16 protein-coding genes, 2 rRNA genes and 1 riboswitch are annotated in these 19,270 nt (G+C 70.0%); of the genes, 14 read left to right on the top strand and 4 right to left on the bottom strand.

What is annotated here, in order from left to right; translation table 11 throughout:
* From ACIQPT_RS04150 to ACIQPT_RS04205, 12 genes are all read left to right on the top strand, one after another.
* Nucleotides 1-73: ribosomal RNA gene (locus ACIQPT_RS04150) — 23S ribosomal RNA — on the top strand; the annotation flags it as partial.
* 79 nt (nucleotides 74-152) lie between these two features.
* Nucleotides 153-269, top strand: a 5S ribosomal RNA gene (gene rrf / locus ACIQPT_RS04155).
* Between the two features lie 157 nt (nucleotides 270-426).
* Nucleotides 427-1,035, top strand: a complete 609-nt coding sequence (locus ACIQPT_RS04160) for a CDP-alcohol phosphatidyltransferase family protein (protein WP_007452211.1) — start codon at nucleotides 427-429, stop codon at nucleotides 1,033-1,035.
* Between the two features lie 112 nt (nucleotides 1,036-1,147).
* A complete protein-coding gene (locus ACIQPT_RS04165) occupies nucleotides 1,148-3,643 on the top strand; it encodes a sugar phosphate nucleotidyltransferase (protein WP_401152565.1) in 2,496 nt (831 codons plus the stop codon).
* A 97-nt stretch (nucleotides 3,644-3,740) separates the two neighbouring features.
* Nucleotides 3,741-4,655, top strand: coding sequence for a DUF881 domain-containing protein (locus ACIQPT_RS04170; protein ID WP_401152567.1), 915 nt, complete (start codon nucleotides 3,741-3,743; stop codon nucleotides 4,653-4,655).
* Nucleotides 4,652-4,984, top strand: a complete 333-nt coding sequence (locus tag ACIQPT_RS04175) for a small basic family protein (protein WP_003970459.1) — start codon at nucleotides 4,652-4,654, stop codon at nucleotides 4,982-4,984. The genes ACIQPT_RS04170 and ACIQPT_RS04175 overlap by 4 nt, the downstream gene beginning before the upstream one ends.
* 5 nt (nucleotides 4,985-4,989) lie before the next feature.
* A complete protein-coding gene (locus tag ACIQPT_RS04180) occupies nucleotides 4,990-5,802 on the top strand; it encodes a DUF881 domain-containing protein (RefSeq protein ID WP_401152570.1) in 813 nt (270 codons plus the stop codon).
* A gap of 190 nt (nucleotides 5,803-5,992) precedes the next feature.
* Nucleotides 5,993-6,772: an FHA domain-containing protein gene (locus ACIQPT_RS04185; protein ID WP_401152573.1), complete on the top strand. Its 780-nt coding sequence runs from the start codon at nucleotides 5,993-5,995 to the stop codon at nucleotides 6,770-6,772.
* Nucleotides 6,773-6,814: 42 nt separating this feature from the next.
* Nucleotides 6,815-7,558: a MerR family transcriptional regulator gene (locus tag ACIQPT_RS04190; protein WP_401152576.1), complete on the top strand. Its 744-nt coding sequence runs from the start codon at nucleotides 6,815-6,817 to the stop codon at nucleotides 7,556-7,558.
* 53 nt (nucleotides 7,559-7,611) lie between these two features.
* A complete protein-coding gene (locus ACIQPT_RS04195; protein WP_006123076.1) occupies nucleotides 7,612-8,085 on the top strand; it encodes a bifunctional nuclease family protein in 474 nt (157 codons plus the stop codon).
* Nucleotides 8,086-8,253: 168 nt separating this feature from the next.
* Nucleotides 8,254-8,880: a MerR family transcriptional regulator gene (locus tag ACIQPT_RS04200; protein WP_384337196.1), complete on the top strand. Its 627-nt coding sequence runs from the start codon at nucleotides 8,254-8,256 to the stop codon at nucleotides 8,878-8,880.
* Between the two features lie 97 nt (nucleotides 8,881-8,977).
* Nucleotides 8,978-10,432, top strand: coding sequence for a DNA polymerase IV (locus ACIQPT_RS04205; protein WP_401152579.1), 1,455 nt, complete (start codon nucleotides 8,978-8,980; stop codon nucleotides 10,430-10,432).
* Here the strand turns inward: ACIQPT_RS04205 and ACIQPT_RS04210 are convergent.
* Nucleotides 10,354-10,725 (bottom strand): PRC-barrel domain-containing protein, encoded by a 372-nt coding sequence (locus ACIQPT_RS04210; RefSeq protein WP_401152580.1) that lies wholly within the window; start codon nucleotides 10,723-10,725, stop codon nucleotides 10,354-10,356. The genes ACIQPT_RS04205 and ACIQPT_RS04210 overlap by 79 nt on opposite strands.
* 132 nt (nucleotides 10,726-10,857) lie before the next feature.
* A riboswitch (glycine riboswitch) is annotated at nucleotides 10,858-10,955 on the top strand.
* Between the two features lie 193 nt (nucleotides 10,956-11,148).
* Between ACIQPT_RS04210 and gcvP the strand changes: the two genes are divergently transcribed.
* A complete protein-coding gene (gene gcvP, locus ACIQPT_RS04215) occupies nucleotides 11,149-14,034 on the top strand; it encodes an aminomethyl-transferring glycine dehydrogenase (protein ID WP_401152582.1) in 2,886 nt (961 codons plus the stop codon).
* A 103-nt stretch (nucleotides 14,035-14,137) separates the two neighbouring features.
* On the opposite strand, the gene ACIQPT_RS04220 is transcribed toward gcvP, so the two are convergent.
* Together ACIQPT_RS04220 and ACIQPT_RS04225 are read right to left on the bottom strand one after the other, a co-directional pair.
* Nucleotides 14,138-14,344, bottom strand: a complete 207-nt coding sequence (locus ACIQPT_RS04220; RefSeq protein WP_007452228.1) for a DUF5999 family protein — start codon at nucleotides 14,342-14,344, stop codon at nucleotides 14,138-14,140.
* Nucleotides 14,345-14,666: 322 nt separating this feature from the next.
* The gene (locus tag ACIQPT_RS04225; RefSeq protein WP_164617545.1) at nucleotides 14,667-15,251 is read right to left on the bottom strand and encodes a hypothetical protein; all 585 of its coding nucleotides are present in this window, start codon (nucleotides 15,249-15,251) and stop codon (nucleotides 14,667-14,669) included.
* 492 nt (nucleotides 15,252-15,743) lie between these two features.
* Here ACIQPT_RS04225 and ACIQPT_RS04230 point away from each other — a divergent pair, with 492 nt between their 5' ends.
* Entirely contained in the window at nucleotides 15,744-17,249 is a 1,506-nt protein-coding gene (locus ACIQPT_RS04230) for a glutamate--cysteine ligase (RefSeq protein ID WP_401152585.1), read from the top strand.
* A gap of 155 nt (nucleotides 17,250-17,404) precedes the next feature.
* On the opposite strand, the gene ACIQPT_RS04235 is transcribed toward ACIQPT_RS04230, so the two are convergent.
* Nucleotides 17,405-19,198 carry a substrate-binding and VWA domain-containing protein gene (locus tag ACIQPT_RS04235; protein WP_401152588.1) on the bottom strand — a complete coding sequence of 598 codons (1,794 nt, stop codon included), beginning with the start codon at nucleotides 19,196-19,198 and terminating at the stop codon, nucleotides 17,405-17,407.
* Nucleotides 19,199-19,270 lie beyond the last annotated feature (72 nt).

A 19,270-nucleotide genomic window follows, 5' to 3' on the forward strand; every position in this document is an offset into this window, starting at 1 on the left:
GTTGATAGGCCAGATGTGGAAGCCCGGTAACGGGTGGAGCTGACTGGTACTAATAGGCCGAGGGCTTGTCCTCAGTTGCTCGCGTCCACTGTGTTAGTTCTGAAATAACGAACGGCCGTGTAAACATCCGGTGTTGGTTAATTTCATAGTGTTTCGGTGGTCATTGCGTTAGGGAAACGCCCGGTTACATTCCGAACCCGGAAGCTAAGCCTTTCAGCGCCGATGGTACTGCAGGGGGGACCCTGTGGGAGAGTAGGACGCCGCCGAACAATTTTTCCGGGAAAGCCCCGCACCTTCTGGTGCGGGGCTTTTCTGCGTTCCGGACCTCTCCGCACCCTCTTCGCTCCACCCCCGTGCACCGGACGGGGGAAGCTGAGGGTAGGGTCAGGGGGCATCATTGGCACGTTCTTCACAGGAGGCTCCCGGGTGGAGGTCCAGGAGACCCGGGTCCAGACGGACCGGGTCCTCACCATCCCCAACATCCTCAGCATGGCTCGCCTTGTCGGGGTACCGCTCTTCCTGTGGCTGATTCTTCGCCCCGTGTTCGGAGGGCCCAACAGCGACAACTGGGCGCTGCTGGTGCTGATGCTCAGTGGCATCAGCGACTACCTCGACGGAAAGCTCGCCCGCAAGTGGAACCAGATCAGCAGCCTCGGCCGGCTGCTGGACCCGGCGGCGGACCGCCTCTACATTCTTTCCACCCTGGTTGGCCTCACCTGGCGCGAGATCCTGCCCCTCTGGGTCACCGCAGCCCTTCTCGCCCGGGAACTGATGCTTCTCGTGATGGTGGCCATCCTGCGACGCCACGGCTATCCGCCCCCGCAGGTCAACTTCCTCGGGAAGGCCGCGACGTTCAACCTGATGTACGCGTTCCCCTTGTTGCTGCTCAGCGACGGGAGTGGTTGGCTGGCCACACTGGCCGCCGTTTTCGGATGGGCGTTCGCAGGTTGGGGTACAACGCTCTACTGGTGGGCAGGGATCCTCTACGTGGTTCAGGTCCGCCGGCTCGTGAAGGCGGACGCAGTAGCCGATTGAGCTCGTTGATGCGGTGCCGCGCAGTGTCGCCGGTCCGCGGCAGAAGTTCTGAATGATGCCCCGACGGGCGAACTCGGCTAACCGTCGTCTCTTCTAGGAGGACGTTTCCGACATGAAGGCCGTCGTGATGGCTGGCGGCGAAGGCACACGTCTTCGTCCCATGACCTCGAGCATGCCCAAGCCGCTCCTGCCCGTTGCCAACAGGCCGATCATGGAGCACGTCCTGCGGCTGCTCAAGCGGCATGGGCTCAGCGAAACAGTAGTGACCGTCCAGTTCCTCGCCTCTCTCGTCAAGAATTATTTCGGGGACGGTGAAGAGCTCGGGATGGAGCTCACCTATGCCAACGAGGAGAAGCCACTCGGCACCGCGGGCAGCGTGAAGAACGCCGAGGAGGCGTTGAAGGACGACACGTTCCTCGTCATTTCCGGTGACGCGCTCACCGACTTCGATCTCACCGATCTCATCGCGTTCCACAAGGAAAAGGGCGGCCTCGTCACCGTCTGTCTGACCAGGGTTCCCAATCCGCTGGAATTCGGGATCACCATCGTGGACGAGAACGGTCAGGTCGAACGGTTCCTGGAGAAGCCCACCTGGGGGCAGGTCTTCTCGGACACCGTGAACACGGGCATCTACGTCATGGAGCCCGAGGTCTTCGACTACGTCCAGGCCGATACCTCCGTCGACTGGTCCGGTGACGTCTTCCCTCAGCTGATGAAGGAGGGCAAGCCCATCTACGGCTATATCGCCGAGGGCTACTGGGAGGACGTCGGCACGCACGAGAGTTACGTCAAGGCCCAGGCGGACGTCCTGGAGCGCAAGGTCGACGTGGAGCTCGACGGCTTCGAGATCTCCCCCGGCGTGTGGGTCGCCGAAGGCGCGGAGGTCCACCCCGACGCCGTTCTGCGCGGGCCGCTGTACATCGGCGACTACGCCAAGGTCGAGGCGGACGTCGAGATCCGTGAACATACGGTCGTCGGGTCGAACGTCGTCGTGAAGACCGGCGCCTTTCTTCACAAGGCCGTGGTGCACGACAACGTGTACATCGGCCAGCACAGCAACCTCCGGGGCTGCGTGGTCGGCAAGAACACCGACATCATGCGGGCGGCCCGGATCGAGGACGGCGCCGTCATCGGGGACGAATGCCTGGTCGGCGAGGAGTCGATCATCCAGGGCAATGTCCGGGTGTACCCGTTCAAGACGATCGAGGCCGGCGCGTTCGTCAACACCTCGGTCATCTGGGAATCCCGGGGACAGGCACATCTCTTCGGAGCGCGCGGGGTCTCCGGGATCCTGAACGTCGAGATCACCCCCGAACTGGCCGTACGGCTGGCGGGCGCCTACGCCACGACCCTCAAGAAGGGCTCGACGGTCACGACCGCACGTGACCACTCCCGAGGCGCCCGTGCTCTCAAGCGGGCCGTCATCTCGGCCCTCCAGGCCAGCGCCATCGACGTCCGGGACCTCGAGAACGTACCGCTGCCCGTGGCGCGCCAGCAGACCGCCCGGGGCAGCGCCGGCGGCATCATGATCCGTACGTCGCCCGGGGTGCCCGACTCGGTGGACATCATGTTCATCGACGAGCGGGGCGCGGACCTCTCGCAGGCCCAGCAGCGCAAGCTCGACCGGGTCTACGCGCGCCAGGAGTACCGCAGGGCCTTCCCCGGCGAGATCGGGGACCTGCACTTCCCGTCCAGCGTGTTCGACTCGTACACCGGTTCCCTCCTGCGGAACGTCGACGTCGAGGGCATCGCGGAGTCCGGGCTCAAGGTCGTCGTCGACGCCTCCAACGGCAGCGCGGGGCTCGTTCTGCCCAGCCTCCTCGGGCGGCTCGGCGTGGACGCGCTGACGATCAACCCCGGGCTCGACGAATCGCGGCCCACCGAGTCCGCCGACACCCGGCGGGCCGGTCTGGTGCGGCTCGGGGAGATCGTGTCCTCCGCGCGGGCGGCCTTCGGGGTGCGGTTCGACCCGGTGGGCGAGCGGCTCTCCCTCGTCGACGAACTGGGCCGGATCATCGAGGACGACCGGGCCCTGCTGGTCCTCCTCGATCTCGTCGCCGCCGAGCGGCGCAGCGGTCGGGTCGCCCTGCCCGTGACGACCACGCGCGTCGCCGAGCAGGTGGCGGCCTACCACGGCACCCAGGTGGAGTGGACGACCACCTCGCCCGACGATCTGACCCGGGTGGGCCGTGAAGAGGACACCATCTTCGGAGGAGACGGGCGCGGCGGGTTCATCGTTCCCGAATTCAGCAGCGTCTTCGACGGAAGCGCCGCCTTCGTCCGGCTCATCGGGCTCGTCGCGCGCACCCAGCTCACCCTGAGCCAGATCGACGCCCGCATTCCCCGGGCGCACGTCCTGCGCCGCGACCTGGCGACGCCCTGGGCCGTCAAGGGGCTCGTCATGCGGCGGGTCGTGGAAGCGGCGGGCGACCGCAGCGTGGACACCACGGACGGGGTCCGCGTGGTCGAGGCGGACGGGCGGTGGATCATGGTGCTGCCCGACCGGGCGGAGGCCGTCACCCATCTGTGGGCGGAAGGTCCGGACGACGCCTCGGCCCAGGCGCTGCTCGACGAGTGGGCCGCGGTGGTGGACAGCGCGGGCGAGTGAGGCGATGACGGTGCGCCGCGACACCCCGGGCAGGGGGTCGCGGCGCACCGGTGGGGCCATTCGGCGGCAGCCGTGATGACGTGCGACGATGTGCGGCATGTCGCAGCAGTCCCCCGATCGGAGCACCGCCTCGCCGCCCGCACGCCCCGACGCCTCCATGTCGCTGCTGAACAACGTGATGGATCACAGCCTCGACGACGGGTACGCGGAGGCCTCGGCGCGGCGCAAGGCCGACGGGAGCGCGGGGCTGCCCCGTACGCTCAAGTCGAAGCTGGGCCTCGCCGCCGGACTGGTGGTGGCGGCCCTGGTGGTCACCCTGGGCGCGGCCGAGGCGCGGATCTCGGCGCCGGTCGTCGCCAAGGAGCGCGAAGAGCTGATCGACCGGATCAACGCGGAGACGCGGGCCGCGGACACCCTGGAGTCGGATGTCGACGCGCTCCGCAACGATGTGAGTGAGCGTCAGCGCAAGGCCCTCGAGCGGCACGGCGGGGACCAGGGGGAGCTGGTGGCACTGCTGGCCGGAGCGACTCCCGTCGAGGGTTCCGGCGTGAAGCTGATCGTCGACGACGCGAAGAACACCGACCAGGGCGGCGGCGGGCCACGCGAGTCGTCGGGCTTCGCCGACACCGGACGGGTACGTGACCGGGACATGCAGCGTGTCGTCAACGGCCTGTGGGAATCCGGGGCCGAGGCCATCGCCATCAATGGGCAAAGGCTGACGGCACTGTCGGCCATCCGGGCCGCCGGCGACGCCATACTGGTCGACAACAGGCCGCTCGTACCGCCGTACACGGTGCTCGCGGTGGGGGACGGGAAGAAGCTCGCGACCGAATTCAAGGGCAGCGCCGACGGCCAGTACCTTCAGGCGCTCAAGGAGAGCTTCGACATCCGCACCAGCATCTCCGATCAGGCGAAGGTGCGGCTTCCGGCCGCGCCGAGCCTGATCGTCCGTACAGCAGAGCCGAAGGCCGCCGGCAGTGGTGCGGCAGACACAGGGAAGGGCACATCGTGATCGCCGTACTGGGCCTCGTCGTGGGAGTCGTGGTCGGACTGTTGGTCCGGCCCGAGGTACCGGCGGTGGTCGAGCCCTACCTGCCGATCGCGGTGGTCGCCGCGCTCGACGCCGTCTTCGGCGGTCTGCGGGCCATGCTCGACGGCATCTTCGTCGACAAGGTCTTCGTGGTCTCCTTCCTCTCCAACGTCGTGGTGGCCGCTCTGATCGTCTTCCTCGGCGACAAACTCGGTGTCGGTGCTCAGCTCTCCACGGGTGTGGTGGTCGTGCTCGGCATCCGGATCTTCTCCAACGCCGCCGCGATCCGCCGGCACGTCTTCCGGGCTTGAGGCCGATGAACAACGACGAGAATCCCCGTAGCGAACAGCCGGAGGGCGGCGCGTCCGCCGTCCCCGACCCTCCCGCGCCGTCGCCCGCGGCCGAGGAGGTGTCGGGCCGGCAGCGGCTCAAGGCAGGGCTGTGGCCGCCCAGGCTGAGCCGGGCCCAACTCATCGTCGCCGTGCTGCTGTTCGGGCTCGGCCTGGGGCTCGCCATCCAGGTGCGGTCCACCAGCGACGACAGCGCGCTGCGTGGCGCCCGGCAGGAGGACCTGGTCCGTATCCTCGACGAGGTCGACGACCGGACCCAGCGCCTGGAGGACGAGAAGCAGCGCCTGGACGATCAGCGCGCCGAGCTGGAGAACAGCTCCGACCAGGCCGAGGAGGCCCGGAAGCAGACGCTGGAGAAGGAACGCCAGCTCGGTATCCTCGCGGGCACCGTGGCGGCCGAGGGGCCCGGCATCACGCTGACGATCACCGACCCCTCGGGGGCGGTCGCCCCCGACATGCTGCTCGACGCCCTTCAGGAACTGCGGGCGGCGGGGGCCGAGGCGATCGAGGTCAACGGTGTGCGGGTGGTGGCCAACACCTACTTCTCCGGGGGCGCCGGGGACGTCCGGGTGGACGGTAAGAAGATCGAAGCACCGTACGAGTTCACGGTGATCGGGAAGCCGCAGGATCTGGAGCCCGCCCTCAACATCCCCGGCGGTGTGGTGCAGACGCTGGAGAAGGAGCAGGCCACGGTGCTCGTGGAGCGGTCCGACGACATCGTCGTGGACGCCTTGCGACCGGCGCAGCGGCCTGACTACGCTCGGTCGTCATCCCCGTGAGCCGGGCGAGCGCGATGGCCGGTGGACCGGGTCTGACGGTTGCGGGGGGTCGGCGCACCGGATTGGTGGTGCGTGGTGGAAACTGTCGGGTGGATACGGACGTTGTGAAGATGTCCGGGTCGGCAGGTGTGTTCAATCAGGGTTCGTCCTGCCCCACGGGCGGGTCTATGTCGGTCAAGGGGAATCGCCCGTGAAGTTGTTTGCGAAGTTGTTCAGGAAGAGTGCACGCGAGGACAGCAACAGTGCTGCCCGCCACCGCGCGCCGCGCCACGGTCAGGGCGAGGAGCAGGATGCGGAGCGTCCGCTCTTCCGCGACGAGGTGTCCGGCGCCCCGAGTGGTGACGGCGTGTCGTCTGTTGACCCTGCCGGTGCCGGACGCATAGGTTTCGGCGAACCATCAGCCTCGAGTACGGGTGGAGGGTTCACCCCGGAGGGCTCGTCGATGCCGGTCTGTACGAGGTGCGGTCACCGCAACGCGGAGGCCAGCAGGTTCTGTTCCAACTGCGGCGCGCCGCTGCGGGGCGGCGTTCCCGAGCGCCCCTCGGAGACGACGTCCACGATCTCCATCTCCGGTCTCGAGGCGTACGAGGCGGAGGCGACGGGCCAGACCGCTCTGCCCTCGCTCTCCCCGGAGGCCCAGGCCGCGGTCGACGCGCTGCCCGGCGGTTCGGCGCTGCTCGTCGTGCGGCGCGGCCCGAATTCCGGGAGCCGCTTCCTCCTCGACAGCGACCTCACCACGGCCGGCCGTCACCCGCAGAGCGACATCTTTCTCGACGATGTGACCGTGTCGCGGCGTCATGTGGAGTTCCGCAGGAGCCCGGACGGTAGCTTCACCGTGGGTGATGTCGGCAGCCTCAACGGCACCTACGTCAACCGTGAGCGCATCGATTCGGTCCAGCTGTCCAACGGCGACGAAGTCCAGATCGGAAAGTACCGCCTGGTCTTCTATGCGAGCCCGCGGGGCGTGTGACCAGCCCCCGGACTCCGTCCGGGGGGACCCCCAGGAAGGCCCATGCTGCGAACACCGACAGGCGGTGCCGGCCACGGCACCGCCACCGCGGAAGCGCGCCCGATGAGCATCGGAACGGTGCTCATCCAGCTGCGCGACGAGTTTCCCGAAGTCACCATCTCCAAGATCCGGTTCCTGGAGGCCGAGGGGCTCATCGAGCCGCAGCGCACTCCTTCCGGATACCGGAAGTTCGCCCCGCGTGATGTGGAGCGCCTGGCGCAGGTGCTCCGCATGCAGCGGGACCACTACCTGCCGCTGAAGGTCATCCGGGAGCACCTGGACGCACTGGCCCGGGGGGAGCAGCCCGTCCTGCCCTCGCCGGGCGAGCGACGGGACCTCGCCGACGGGGTGTGGGAGGCCGGTCCCGGCACGGCGACCGCCGCCCGGATCGGGCGGGCCGAGCTGCTCGCGGCGGCCGAGGTCGACGAGGACCGGCTGGCCGAATGGGAGTCCTACGGGCTCATCGTTCCGGCCCCCGGGGGCGGCTACGACGCCGAGATGGTGACGGTCGCCAAGCTGGTGGCGGATCTGGGGCGTTTCGGTCTGGAACCGCGTCATCTTCGCGCCATGCGGGCCTCCGCCGACCGGGAGGCGGGGCTGGTGGAGCAGCTGGTCGCACCCCTGCGCCGGCACCGTAATCCGCAGACCAGAGCCCATGCCGAGGCCACCGCGAACGAGCTCGCCGAGCTGTCCGTACGGCTCCACGCGGCACTCGTGCAGAGCGCTCTGCGCAGCCGTCTGCACTGAGCTCGGCGGAGCCCGACTACCCAAACATGGCGAGCACGTCCTAGGGTTGCTGTGTGAACGAGCTCGACGTTGTCGGTGTCCGGGTGGAAATGCCCTCCAACCAACCGATCGTTCTCCTGCGTGAAGTGGGAGGCGACCGGTACCTCCCCATTTGGATCGGTCCGGGGGAGGCGACCGCGATTGCCTTCGCCCAGCAGGGCATGGCGCCCGCCAGGCCGCTGACCCATGACCTGTTCAAGGATGTGCTCGAGGCCGTGGGCCAGGAGCTCACCGAGGTCCGCATCACGGACCTCCGCGAAGGGGTCTTCTACGCGGAGCTCGTCTTCGCCAGCGGAGTCGAGGTGAGCGCCCGGCCCTCCGACGCCATAGCGCTCGCCCTGCGGACCGGCACGCCGATCTACGGCAGTGACGGCGTGCTGGACGATGCGGGCATCGCGATCCCCGACGAGCAGGAGGACGAGGTGGAGAAGTTCCGCGAATTCCTCGACCAGATCTCTCCGGAGGACTTCGGTACGAACAGCCAGTGACCGTCCCGCAGGGGTGCCGTCAGCGCATCCGGCAAGCCTTTCCCGGAAACGAGACACGGGAAACCACCCTCAGGGTGATTATCACTCGGCGTGCCGAGTGTGGCGATCGTTGACGCACCCCGAGTGACTGCCTACCTTCGAGTGGGCAGGTCAAGGACGGAGGTCGGCGTGAGAAGCAGCGGCGACGGTACGGCGGCGGGTGGGCCGTATCCGCAGCACGGCAGTGGAGCCGACCACGCCATCAGGCAGCCGGTTCAACCGGCAGCGGTGGCAGCGGGCGGCGTGGCAGCGGCGAGCGATGCCGGCGACATCGGCTATCGCGGACCTACGGCGTGCGCGGCGGCGGGGATCACCTACCGCCAGCTGGACTACTGGGCGCGTACGGGGCTGGTCGAGCCCAGCGTGCGCCCGGCCTACGGGTCGGGGACCCAGCGTCTCTACAGTTTCCGGGACGTGGTCCTCCTCAAGATCGTCAAGCGGTTCCTGGACACCGGGGTCGCTCTGCAGAACATCCGCACCACGGTCCAGCATCTGCGGGCCCGTGGTTTCCAGGATCTCGAGCGGATGACGCTGATGAGCGACGGGGCCACGGTCTACGAGTGCTCCTCGCCCGACGAGGTCGTCAGCCTGCTCCAGGGCGGGCAGGGGGTCTTCGGGATCGCCGTCGGCGTCGTCTGGCGGGATGTGGACGCGGCGCTCTCGCAGCTGCACGGCGAGCGGGTCGACACCGGCGAGACGCTCGTCGGCCACAACCCCGCGGACGAGCTGGCGCGGCGGCGTAACCGCGCCGGCTGAGCAGCGCACGACGAACAGCACTGACAACGGGACGGTCCGGCGCTCCTTCGAGCGCCGGACCGTCCCGTTGTCAGTGCCGTAGGGCAGCATCGACGGTGTGAGACCCGCGCCCACCATCCTTCACCTGGACATGGACGCCTTCTACGCGTCGGCGGAGCAGGCGGCCAAGCCGAGCCTGCGCGGCAAGGCGGTCGTGGTGGGCGGCCTCGGTCCGCGCGGAGTGGTCGCCACCGCCTCGTACGAGGCCCGGCGGCTGGGCGTGCACTCGGCGATGCCCACCGCGCAGGCCCGGCGGCTCGCACCGAACGCGGCCTACCTGGTGCCCCGCTTCTCGCTGTACCGGACGGTGAGCGACCAGGTGATGGAGCTGCTGGGGCGGCTGTCGCCCCTGGTGGAGCCGCTCAGCCTGGACGAGGCCTTCGTGGACCTGGAGGCCGGTGGCACGGCCGACGACACGGCATCGGCCCGGGCGACGGGGGAAGGGCTGCGGGAGGCCATCCGGGCGGTGACCGGCCTCAGCGGATCCGTCGGCCTGGCCGGTTCCAAGATGCTCGCCAAGATCGCCTCCGAGGAGGCCAAGCCCGACGGGCTGCTCGTCATCGAGCCGGGCACCGAACGTGAGCTGCTCGCCCCCATGTCCGTCCGCATCCTGCCGGGGGTCGGCCCGGCCACCGGGGACCATCTCAGACGGGCGGGCATGACCACCGTCCACGACCTGGCCGAGGCGGGCGAGGCGGAGCTCGTACGGCTGGTCGGCAAGGCCCACGGCCACGGGCTGTACCGGATGGCGCTGGGGCTCGACGACCGGCCGGTGGTCGCCGAGCGGGACGCCAAGTCCGTATCGGTGGAGGACACCTTCGACGTGGACCTGCACGACCGGGTGCGGGTGCGCGCCGAGGTGGAGCGGCTGGCCGTCCGGTGCGTGGAACGGCTGCGCGCCGCCGACCGGTCGGGCCGCACGGTGGTGCTGAAGGTGCGCCGCTACGACTTCTCCACGCTGACCCGCTCCGAGACCCTCAGGGGCCCCACGGACGACCCCACGGTGGTCCGTGAGGCGGCGGCGCGGCTGCTGGAGTCCGTCGACACCACGGGAGGCGTACGGCTGCTCGGGGTCGGCGTCACGGGGCTCGCCGACTACACCCAGGAGGACCTGTTCGCCCAGGCCGCCGACGCCCGGGAACTCGCCCAGCGGGCCCAGGAGCACCCGGCACCGGCCGTGGAGGGCGGCGAGGAGGCCGTTGCGGAGCCCGAGCCGGACGGCGCGGAGCTGCTCGCCGCCCGGCGCTGGCCCGCCGGACACGATGTGCACCACGAGGAGCACGGGCACGGCTGGGTGCAGGGGAGCGGTGTCGGCCGGGTCACCGTCCGGTTCGAGGAACCGTGGAGCGCACCCGGCCGGGTCCAGACCTTCCGCATCGACGATCCGCTGCTGCGGCCCGCCGATCCGCTGCCGCTCGTCCGCGAGCCGGCCGGCTACTCCTCCTGGCCCGCCAGCTTGCCGAAGTCCCGGTCGGACGCCGGATCCTCCGGGGGCGGGGAGTCCAGCCCGTAATGGCGGTAGAGCTGCAGTTCCTGCTCGGGCGAGAGGTGCCGGCCGACGCCGAAGTCCGGCGCGTCCTTGATCAACGCGCGGTCGAAGGGGACGCGGAGCGCGTCCTCGACGAATTCGCTGGGTTCCAGGGGGACGAAGGCGTCCCTGCTGAACAGGCCGGTGCGGACGGCCGCCCACTCGGGCACGCCCGTCGCATCGTCGAGATAGACCTCATCCACCGTTCCGATCTTGGCGCCCTTGCGATCGAATGCCTTGCGGCCGATCAGGCGGCGCGGATCGATATCGGTCTGCACGGTGCCTCCCACTGGTCGCAACTGCTCAGGGTGGTCCCTGTTGCTCCACCAGCACCACACAAGTGCAGATTGGTGGTGTCGGCCACTCGAGAGCTCCGGCGTATGGGCCGCTGGTAGGCTGGCAGTGGCTGCTGACCCCGTGCGGGAGAGTCCTCCGGTGGAGAATCCGGAGGCGCCGAAGGAGCAACTCCTCCCCGGAATCTCTCAGGCCCCCGTACCGCACGGTTGAGGTCACTCTGGAAAGCAGGGCGGATCCGTGCGGGCGCAGGCTCGGACGGGCTCGACCCTCACCGACGGTGAAAGTCGGCACGCCCCCGGGCGGGCCGGTGAAGCTCTCAGGTTGAGATGACAGAGGGGGAGGCCGTTCGGGCACCCGCGCCGTGGTGCCCCTCGCAGGTCGTGACAGACCAGGAGGCCTCCACCATGACCCCCCGTCGCACTTCGCTCTCCCAGCTGGAGCAGGGCATTCCGTTCGAGCAGCGCCACATAGGGCCCGACGCCGGAGCCCAGGCGAAGATGCTCGCCCAGGTCGGTTACGGCTCCCTCGACGAGCTCACCGCCGCCGCGGTGCCCGACGTGATCAAGAGCGCGGAGGCCCTGAACCTTCCCTCGGCGCGCACCGAGGCGGAGGTCCTGGCCGAGCTGCGGTCGCTGGCCGACCGCAACAAGGTGCTGGCCCCGATGATCGGCCTCGGCTACTACGGCACCTTCACGCCGCCGGTGATCCTGCGCAACGTCATGGAGAACCCCGCGTGGTACACGGCCTACACGCCGTACCAGCCGGAGATCTCCCAGGGCCGCCTCGAGGCCCTCCTGAACTTCCAGACGATGGTCGCCGAGCTGACCGGGCTGCCCACCTCGGGCGCCTCCCTGCTCGACGAGGGCACCGCGGCCGCCGAGGCGATGGCGCTCGCCCGGCGCGTCGGCAAGGTCAAGAAGGGCGTCTTCCTGGTCGACGCCGACACCCTGCCCCAGACCGTCGCGGTCATCGAGACCCGCGCCGAGCCCACCGGCGTCGAGGTCGTCGTCGCCGACCTGAGCGACGGCATCCCCGCCGAGATCGCCGAGCGCGGCGTCTTCGGCGTCCTGCTCCAGTACCCGGGCGCCTCCGGTGCCGTGCGCGCCATCGAGCCCGTCATCGAGCAGGCCCACGAGCTCGGCGCGATCGTCACCGTCGCCGCCGACCTGCTGGCCCTCACGCTGCTCACCTCGCCCGGCGCGCTCGGCGCGGACATCGCGGTCGGCACCACCCAGCGCTTCGGCGTCCCGATGGGCTTCGGCGGCCCGCACGCCGGCTTCATGGCGGTCCGCGAGAAGTTCGCCCGCTCCCTGCCCGGCCGCCTCGTCGGCGTCTCCGTCGACGCCGACGGCAACAAGGCCTACCGCCTGGCCCTGCAGACCCGCGAGCAGCACATCCGCCGCGAGAAGGCCACCAGCAACATCTGCACCGCGCAGGTCCTCCTCGCCGTCATGGCCGGGATGTACGCGGTCTACCACGGCCCCGAGGGGCTGCGGACGATCGCCCGGCGCACCCACCGCTTCGCCGCGATCCTGGCCGACGGTCTGCGGAGCGCCGGCGTCGACGTCGTGCACGGCGCGTTCTTCGACACCCTGACCGTGCGCGTCCCCGGCAAGGCCGCCGGCATCGTCGCGGACGCCCGGGAGCGCGGGGTCAACCTCCGCCTCGTCGACGCCGACCACGTCTCCATCGCCTGCGACGAGACCACCACCCGGGCGCAGATCTCCACCGTCTGGGCCGCCTTCGGCGCCGAGGGCGACATCGAGGCGCTGGACGCCACGGTCGCCGACACGCTGCCCGAGGCGCTGCTGCGCTCCGACGACATCCTGACCCACCCGGTCTTCCACCAGCACCGCTCCGAGACCGCGATGCTGCGCTACCTGCGCAAGCTCGCCGACCGCGACTACGCGCTGGACCGCGGCATGATCCCGCTCGGCTCCTGCACCATGAAGCTGAACGCGACCGCCGAGATGGAGTCGATCACCTGGCCCGAGTTCGGCGCGCTGCACCCCTTCGCCCCGGCCGAGCAGGCGCAGGGCTTCCTCACCCTCATCCGTGAGCTGGAGGAGCGCCTCGCCGAGGTCACCGGCTACGACGCGGTGTCCATCCAGCCCAACGCCGGCTCCCAGGGTGAGTTCGCGGGTCTGCTGGCCGTCCGGGCGTACCACCGGGCCAACGGCGACGACCAGCGCACCGTCTGTCTCATCCCGTCCTCCGCGCACGGCACCAACGCCGCCAGCGCCGTCATGGCCGGCATGAAGGTCGTCGTGGTGAAGACCGCCGACGACGGCGAGGTCGACATCGCGGACCTGCGCGCCAAGATCGAGCAGCACCGCGACGAGCTGGCCGTGCTCATGATCACCTACCCGTCCACGCACGGGGTGTTCGAGGAGCACGTCGCCGACATCTGCGGCGAGGTCCACGACGCGGGCGGCCAGGTCTACGTCGACGGCGCCAACCTCAACGCGCTGGTCGGGCTCGCCAAGCCCGGCAAGTTCGGCGGCGACGTCTCGCACCTGAACCTGCACAAGACCTTCTGCATCCCGCACGGCGGCGGCGGCCCCGGCGTCGGCCCGGTCGGCGTCCGCGCGCACCTCGCCCCGTACCTCCCCAACCACCCCCTCCAGCCCGCCGCGGGCCCGGAGACCGGTGTGGGCCCGATCTCGGCCGCCCCGTGGGGCTCGGCCGGTATCCTGCCGATCTCGTGGGCGTACGTCCGGCTGATGGGCGGCGAGGGCCTCAAGCGGGCCACGCAGGTCGCCGTGCTGGCCGCGAACTACATCGCCAAGCGCCTCGAGCCGCACTTCCCGATCCTGTACAACGGCCCGGCCGGACTGGTCGCGCACGAGTGCATCGTGGACCTGCGGCCGATCTCCAAGGCGACCGGCGTCTCCATCGACGACGTGGCCAAGCGTCTGATCGACTACGGCTTCCACTCGCCGACCATGTCGTTCCCGGTGGCCGGCACGCTGATGATCGAGCCGACGGAGAGCGAGGACCTCGCGGAGCTCGACCGGTTCTGCGACACCATGATCGCGATCCGGGCCGAGATCGAGAAGGTCGCCACGGGGGAGTGGAGCGAGGACGACAACCCGCTGACCAACGCCCCGCACACCGCGGCCGCGCTCGGCGGCGACTGGGAGCACGGCTACAGCCGCGAGGAGGCCGTCTTCCCGGCCGGGGTGTCCGCCGCGGACAAGTACTGGCCGCCGGTGCGCCGTATCGACGGGGCTTTCGGCGACCGGAACCTGGTCTGCTCCTGCCCCCCGCTGGACGCGTACGACGACTGAGGACGCCTGTCGTGGGGCGTATGCCGTGAGCGGTGTACGCCGGACATGCGTCGGGGCCGGTGCGGAGATCTCTCCGGGCCGGCCCCTGTTCGTGCGACCGTCCTCAGGCGGCCTTCACCACGCGGCCGGCTGCCAGCGGCCGGTGCGGGGCGATGATCTGCCCGTCGGGCAGCAGTTCGCCGGTGTCCTCGAAGAGCAGGACGCCGTTGCACAGCAGGCTCCAGCCCTGTTCGGGATGGTGGGCCGTCAGGCGGGCGGCCTCCCGGTCGGGTGAGTCGGCGGTGGGGCAGGGTGGCTGGTGCTGGCACATGGATGGGTTCTTTCGCTGCGTCGAGTCGAATGTCCTGCGGCTGGATGAGGTGTTCATGGCCACCCCCGTATCAGTCGGTCCGGTCCCAGTGTTGCCCTACGGGGAAGATTCCGCAGGGATTTCGCTGCAGCACCCGTACTCCTCCCATGACGCATCACCCGCGCGGACGGTTCATCGCAACTGCACTGTCCCTTTGGGTGGTTCGGGGTGGCCGGATGGGGCTAGTCCGAGTGAGGAGCACACCGCCCCCGCAGTGACCCCTTCCGCCGGTGTGCGGGCGGATCGGGGTCGCTGCGGGGGCGGTGTGCCGGGTCGGCGCCGGTCAGGCCGAGCTGAGGAGCGGCCCGGGAGCCACGCGCAGCGAGATGACGGGCAGCAGATCGGCGACCCGGTGCGGGCGATGGGCGGCGATGCCCGGCGGGGCCGGCGCCAGGGGCACCAGGACGTCCGTCGGCGCGAGCACCCCGCCGGCGGGATCGGCCTCGGTGTCGCCGTGCAGCCAGAGGGTGAGCATGTACAGCTCCGGGATGGACAGCAGCCGCGCCTGGCAGGCGGTGGCCGAGGCCTCCGCCTGCCGGACGGCCAGCTCGGTCGAGGCGAGGTAGGGCCCCTCGAAGAAGTGCGAGAACGTCCAGCCGTCGGGCGTGAGCACCGTGTCCGCCGCGGCGACCGCGCGGCCCTCGCTCCGGATCAGGAAACGCCAGGCCGCGAGGCGTGTCAGCGGTGCTGTCCTGGCGGGAGTGATCCGGTCCAGCACATGGACGGGAAGCGGTAGTTCGGGGCTCAGCGGTCCCTGGACGGACCGAAGAGCGGACGTTTTGGCCTCGCGGACGGCGGTGGGAGAACCGAGGGCCGCGAGAACGCTGCGCAGGGCGGGCGCGGGAGCCGAGGGGACATGCAACGGCATAGTGGGTCGCCTCTCACTTGGAGACACGGTGGAGCTTGGGCGGGTGCAGACGGCGCTGTCGGCATGCGGGCATGCGGGGCCGGAGACGGCCGGTGACGGGCGAGTCGTATCAACTCTCTGCCTCGTTGAGCGGAGTTTATATGACACATGTTCACACAGTGTTTCCGCTAGCAGCCGAGGATATGTCGCACAAGGCGCCATCCGGCCTTCGAATCGCGGTATTCCTGGTGATTTGAGCTCGCGTTGCCGACCTCGACCTGGCATCCTTCCGGCGGTGCGGTCGGCCGAAACTCGTCGGTGTTTCCGCTGCGCATGCTCCAGGCGAAAATGCTGGAAGCCACATGCCGCGGGAATGTGCCCCCGGTCTCCTTCAACCAGACTATCGGGTATCGGAGGCCCGTGGGGGCGTTACGGATCACTCCCGCTGGGCATTATCGATCGTGATGCGAGCGGCCTGGGCCGCGGGCCGCCCACTGGAGGAGGGACCCCTAGATGGGGGAGAAGGTCGTGGCGGTAGCTGTTGACCTGTCCGATCGGCAGGAGTACCGCACCAAGCTCAACCAGTGCCTGGAGGCTCTGGGCAGACTCCTGGCGGAGCGGAGGTTCGACCGTCCGCGGAACCTGATGGGGCTGGAGATAGAGCTGAATCTCGCGGGTTCCGACGGGATGCCCCGGATGATGAATCAGGAAGTGCTCCAGCGCATCGCGAGCCGGGATTTCCAGACCGAACTGGGGATGTTCAATCTCGAAGTGAATATCGTCCCGCACCGTCTCGGCGGCCGGGTATTCGATCAGCTCTCGGAGGAGTTGCGGACCGGTCTCGCCTATGCGCACCGCAAGGCGGGGGAGGTGGACGCGGGGATCGTGATGATCGGAATCCTGCCCACCCTGGGGGAGCACGACGTGGTGTCCGCGAACCTTTCGGACGTGGACCGTTACACCCTGCTCAACGATCAAATGGCGGCCGCCCGGGGGGAGGATTTCGCCCTCGATATCGAAGGCGTCGAGCGATTGGTCTGCACCTCGCCCTCGATCGCCCCGGAATCGGCCTGCACCTCGGTCCAGCTGCACCTCCAGGTGACGCCGGCCCGGTTCGCCGATGTGTGGAACGCCGCCCAGGCGATCACCGGCGTCCAGATCGCGCTGGGCGCCAACGCCCCCTTCCTCTTCGGCAAGGAGCTGTGGCGGGAGTCCCGTCCGCCGCTGTTCCAGCAGGCCACCGACGTACGGCCGCCGGAGCTGGCGAACCAGGGCGTGCGCCCCAGGACCTGGTTCGGGGAGCGCTGGATCGGCTCCGCCCACGAGCTGTTCGAGGAGAACCTGCGCTACTTCCCGCCGTTGCTGCCGATCTGCGACGACGAGGACCCCCTGAAGGTGCTGGACGAGGGCGGGGTGCCCGAGCTGGCCGAGCTGGTGCTGCACAACGGCACCGTCTACCGCTGGAACCGCCCCGTGTACGGGATCGCCGACGGCGTTCCCCATCTGCGGGTGGAGAACCGGGTCCTGCCCGCCGGACCGACGGTCACCGATGTGATCGCCAACGCCGCGTTCTACTACGGGCTCGTACGTGCGCTCGCCGAGGAGTCCCGGCCGGTGTGGAGCAGGCTGCCGTTCGAGGCCGCCGAGGAGAATTTCACCGAGGCCTGCCGGCACGGCATCGAGGCCGAGCTGCTCTGGCCCCGCCCGGGCCGCTCCGGCGGGCTGGCCAGGGTCCCCGCCGTACAGCTGGTGCTGGAGGAGCTGCTGCCGCTGGCCGCCGCGGGCCTGGACGCCTGGCACATCGAGCCCGCGGACCGGGACCGCTATCTCGGGGTGATCGAGGAGCGCTGCAAGCGGCGCGTCAACGGGGCCTCCTGGCAGGTGGCCACGTACCGCCGGGCCCTGGACGCCGGGCTCGGGCGGGACGCGGCCCTCGCGGCGACCACACGCCGCTACGCCGAGCTGATGCACGCGGGGGAGCCGGTGCACACCTGGCCGGTGGGCTTCCCGGCGCCCTGAGGGCCGCTGCGGCGCCGGGCGCCGTGACGGGGCGCGCCGGTGGCGGGCGCCCGTGACGGGTGGCAATGACGCACGGCGGTGAAGCACGGCGGTGAAGCACGGCAAAGACGTACGGCAATGACGCACGGCGGTGACCGGTCCGGAAGGCGGACCGGTCACTCCTGTGCGGCGCGTCCGTTCTGGCCCGCCGCCATGATGGCCTGAAGGATCACGGCCTGGATCTCCGCCGGGTCGCTCACCTCGTAGCCGTCGCCGCCGGTGACCCGGGCGATCTCGGCGACCTCGTCGCGGTCCGCGTCCGGGCCCACGGCGATGGCGATGACCGGGACGGGGCGCTCCGGGTCGCGGAGCTCTTCGAGCTCGGTGATGAGCCCGCTCCGCGAGATGCCGTTCTCGTCCTGGTTGGAGCCGTCGGTGAGGATCACCAGCGCGTTGAACTTGCCCTTCACATACGTCGACCGGGCCTCCTTGTACGCGGCCAGCGTGGTGTCGTACAGCCCGGTCGCACCGCCCGGCACCGGCTGCAGGCCCGCGAACGCGGCCGTGAGCTTCTCCCGGTGGGTGCCGCCGCCCGTGGCCGGGTCGCCGAGCCGTTTCGTCGGCATGAGCCGCCGGTAGTCCTTCTCGCCGTCCAGCGTGGTGGCGAACTCCCACAGCCCGATCTCGTCGTTCGGGGTGAACTGGCCCAGCGCCTGGATCAACGACTCCTTCGTGACGTCCATCCGGGACTGCCCCCGGCCCGGCACGAGCGTCGCCATGGAGCCGGAGGCGTCCACCACCGTGGTCAGCCGGGCGCTCTGCACGGTGATGGTCCACATCCCGAGCGTCTCCTGGAGCTCCTTCGCCGAGGGCGCCCCGGCCGCCTGCTCGGCGTACGGCTGGGGTTTCCTGCCGCCGGCCGCCACGACGAGGGAGTCCTTCGCACTCCCGTCGCCTGCCCGGAACCCGTGCTCGGCGAAGGTGTCCTGAGCCTCCCGGTCGCCCAGCACGTTCATGAAGCGCAGGGCCGCGCGGGACTCCGCGGTGCTCAGGCGTGCCTCGTTCACCAGCGTGTACGGGTAGTCCAGCAGCGGAGTGCCGTCCTCCGGGTAGAAGAGGTCCAGCTTGCCCCCGCCGGTCGCCTCCGCGTTGTGCGTGAACGCCGACTGTTCGGAGATCAGGACCGCCTGGTTGCGCTTCGGGTTGCCCTCCTCGGCCCCGGACGTGCTCCGCGCCAGGGTCTCCAGCACCTGCGCGTCGCTGTCCGACATCCGCTCGGCGAGCACCTTCGCGGTCTGGGCGACCCGGGTGTCGCTGTCCCCGCCCTGCCGCGCGGACGAGGCGCCGATGCCGGCGAGCGCCAGCAGCCCGGTGGCGCTGCGCGCCGGGTCCGCCGCACCGAGGCGTACGCGGTCCGATCCGAGCGCTCCGGCGACCAACTCGGCCCAGGTGTACGTCTTCCCGGGCCAGCCCAGGGCCCGGGAGGCGGACGGCACCATGGCCAGGGCCACCGGCGAGGAGGCCACCGAGTCGGACGGGGAGACGGGAATGCCCTCGCCCAGCCCCTTGGCCCGCTCCAGCCACAGGTCGGAGTCGGGCAGCCAGACCTGGAAGTCGGGATCCGCGCCCCCGGCGGCGAGGGCTTCGGCGACCTTGTGCGAATCGCGGGCCAACACCTCCACCGCGAGGCAGCGGCCGTCGGCCCTGACCTCGTCCACGCGGGCCCGCTCGGCTATCGAACGTACGGCGGGGGCGATGTCCGGGGACGCCACCACGGACAGACGCACGGCGGAGTCCTCGCAGGATGCGGAGAACGACAACAGACCGCCCTTGGCCGCTACCGCCGCTCCCGTCGCCACGGCGAGGACGAGCAGGGTGGCGATGACGACCGTACGACGCCGGCTCCGGGGGTTCGGGCGGTCCCGGCCTCCCTCCGCCGCGTAGCCGTCGGGCAAGCTATGACGTCCCATGTCGGTGGTGCCCCTCCTTGAAGGTGAAACAAGGAAAAGGGGGACCACACCATCAGCGATGGCGGTCGTCCC

Origin of the sequence: Streptomyces sp. NPDC091289 (genome assembly GCF_044757365.1) — a bacterium.
GTDB lineage: Bacteria > Actinomycetota > Actinomycetes > Streptomycetales > Streptomycetaceae > Streptomyces.

Coding starts and splice junctions, on each gene's coding strand:
- ACIQPT_RS04220 (WP_007452228.1), bottom strand. CDS start 14,344: ATGTGCCAGCACCAGCCACCCTGCCCCACCGCCGACTCACCCGACCGG.
- gcvP (WP_401152582.1), top strand. CDS start 11,149: ATGACCCCCCGTCGCACTTCGCTCTCCCAGCTGGAGCAGGGCATTCCG.
- ACIQPT_RS04235 (WP_401152588.1), bottom strand. CDS start 19,198: ATGGGACGTCATAGCTTGCCCGACGGCTACGCGGCGGAGGGAGGCCGG.
- ACIQPT_RS04165 (WP_401152565.1), top strand. CDS start 1,148: ATGAAGGCCGTCGTGATGGCTGGCGGCGAAGGCACACGTCTTCGTCCC.
- ACIQPT_RS04225 (WP_164617545.1), bottom strand. CDS start 15,251: ATGCCGTTGCATGTCCCCTCGGCTCCCGCGCCCGCCCTGCGCAGCGTT.
- ACIQPT_RS04170 (WP_401152567.1), top strand. CDS start 3,741: ATGTCGCAGCAGTCCCCCGATCGGAGCACCGCCTCGCCGCCCGCACGC.
- ACIQPT_RS04180 (WP_401152570.1), top strand. CDS start 4,990: ATGAACAACGACGAGAATCCCCGTAGCGAACAGCCGGAGGGCGGCGCG.
- ACIQPT_RS04190 (WP_401152576.1), top strand. CDS start 6,815: ATGCTGCGAACACCGACAGGCGGTGCCGGCCACGGCACCGCCACCGCG.
- ACIQPT_RS04230 (WP_401152585.1), top strand. CDS start 15,744: ATGGGGGAGAAGGTCGTGGCGGTAGCTGTTGACCTGTCCGATCGGCAG.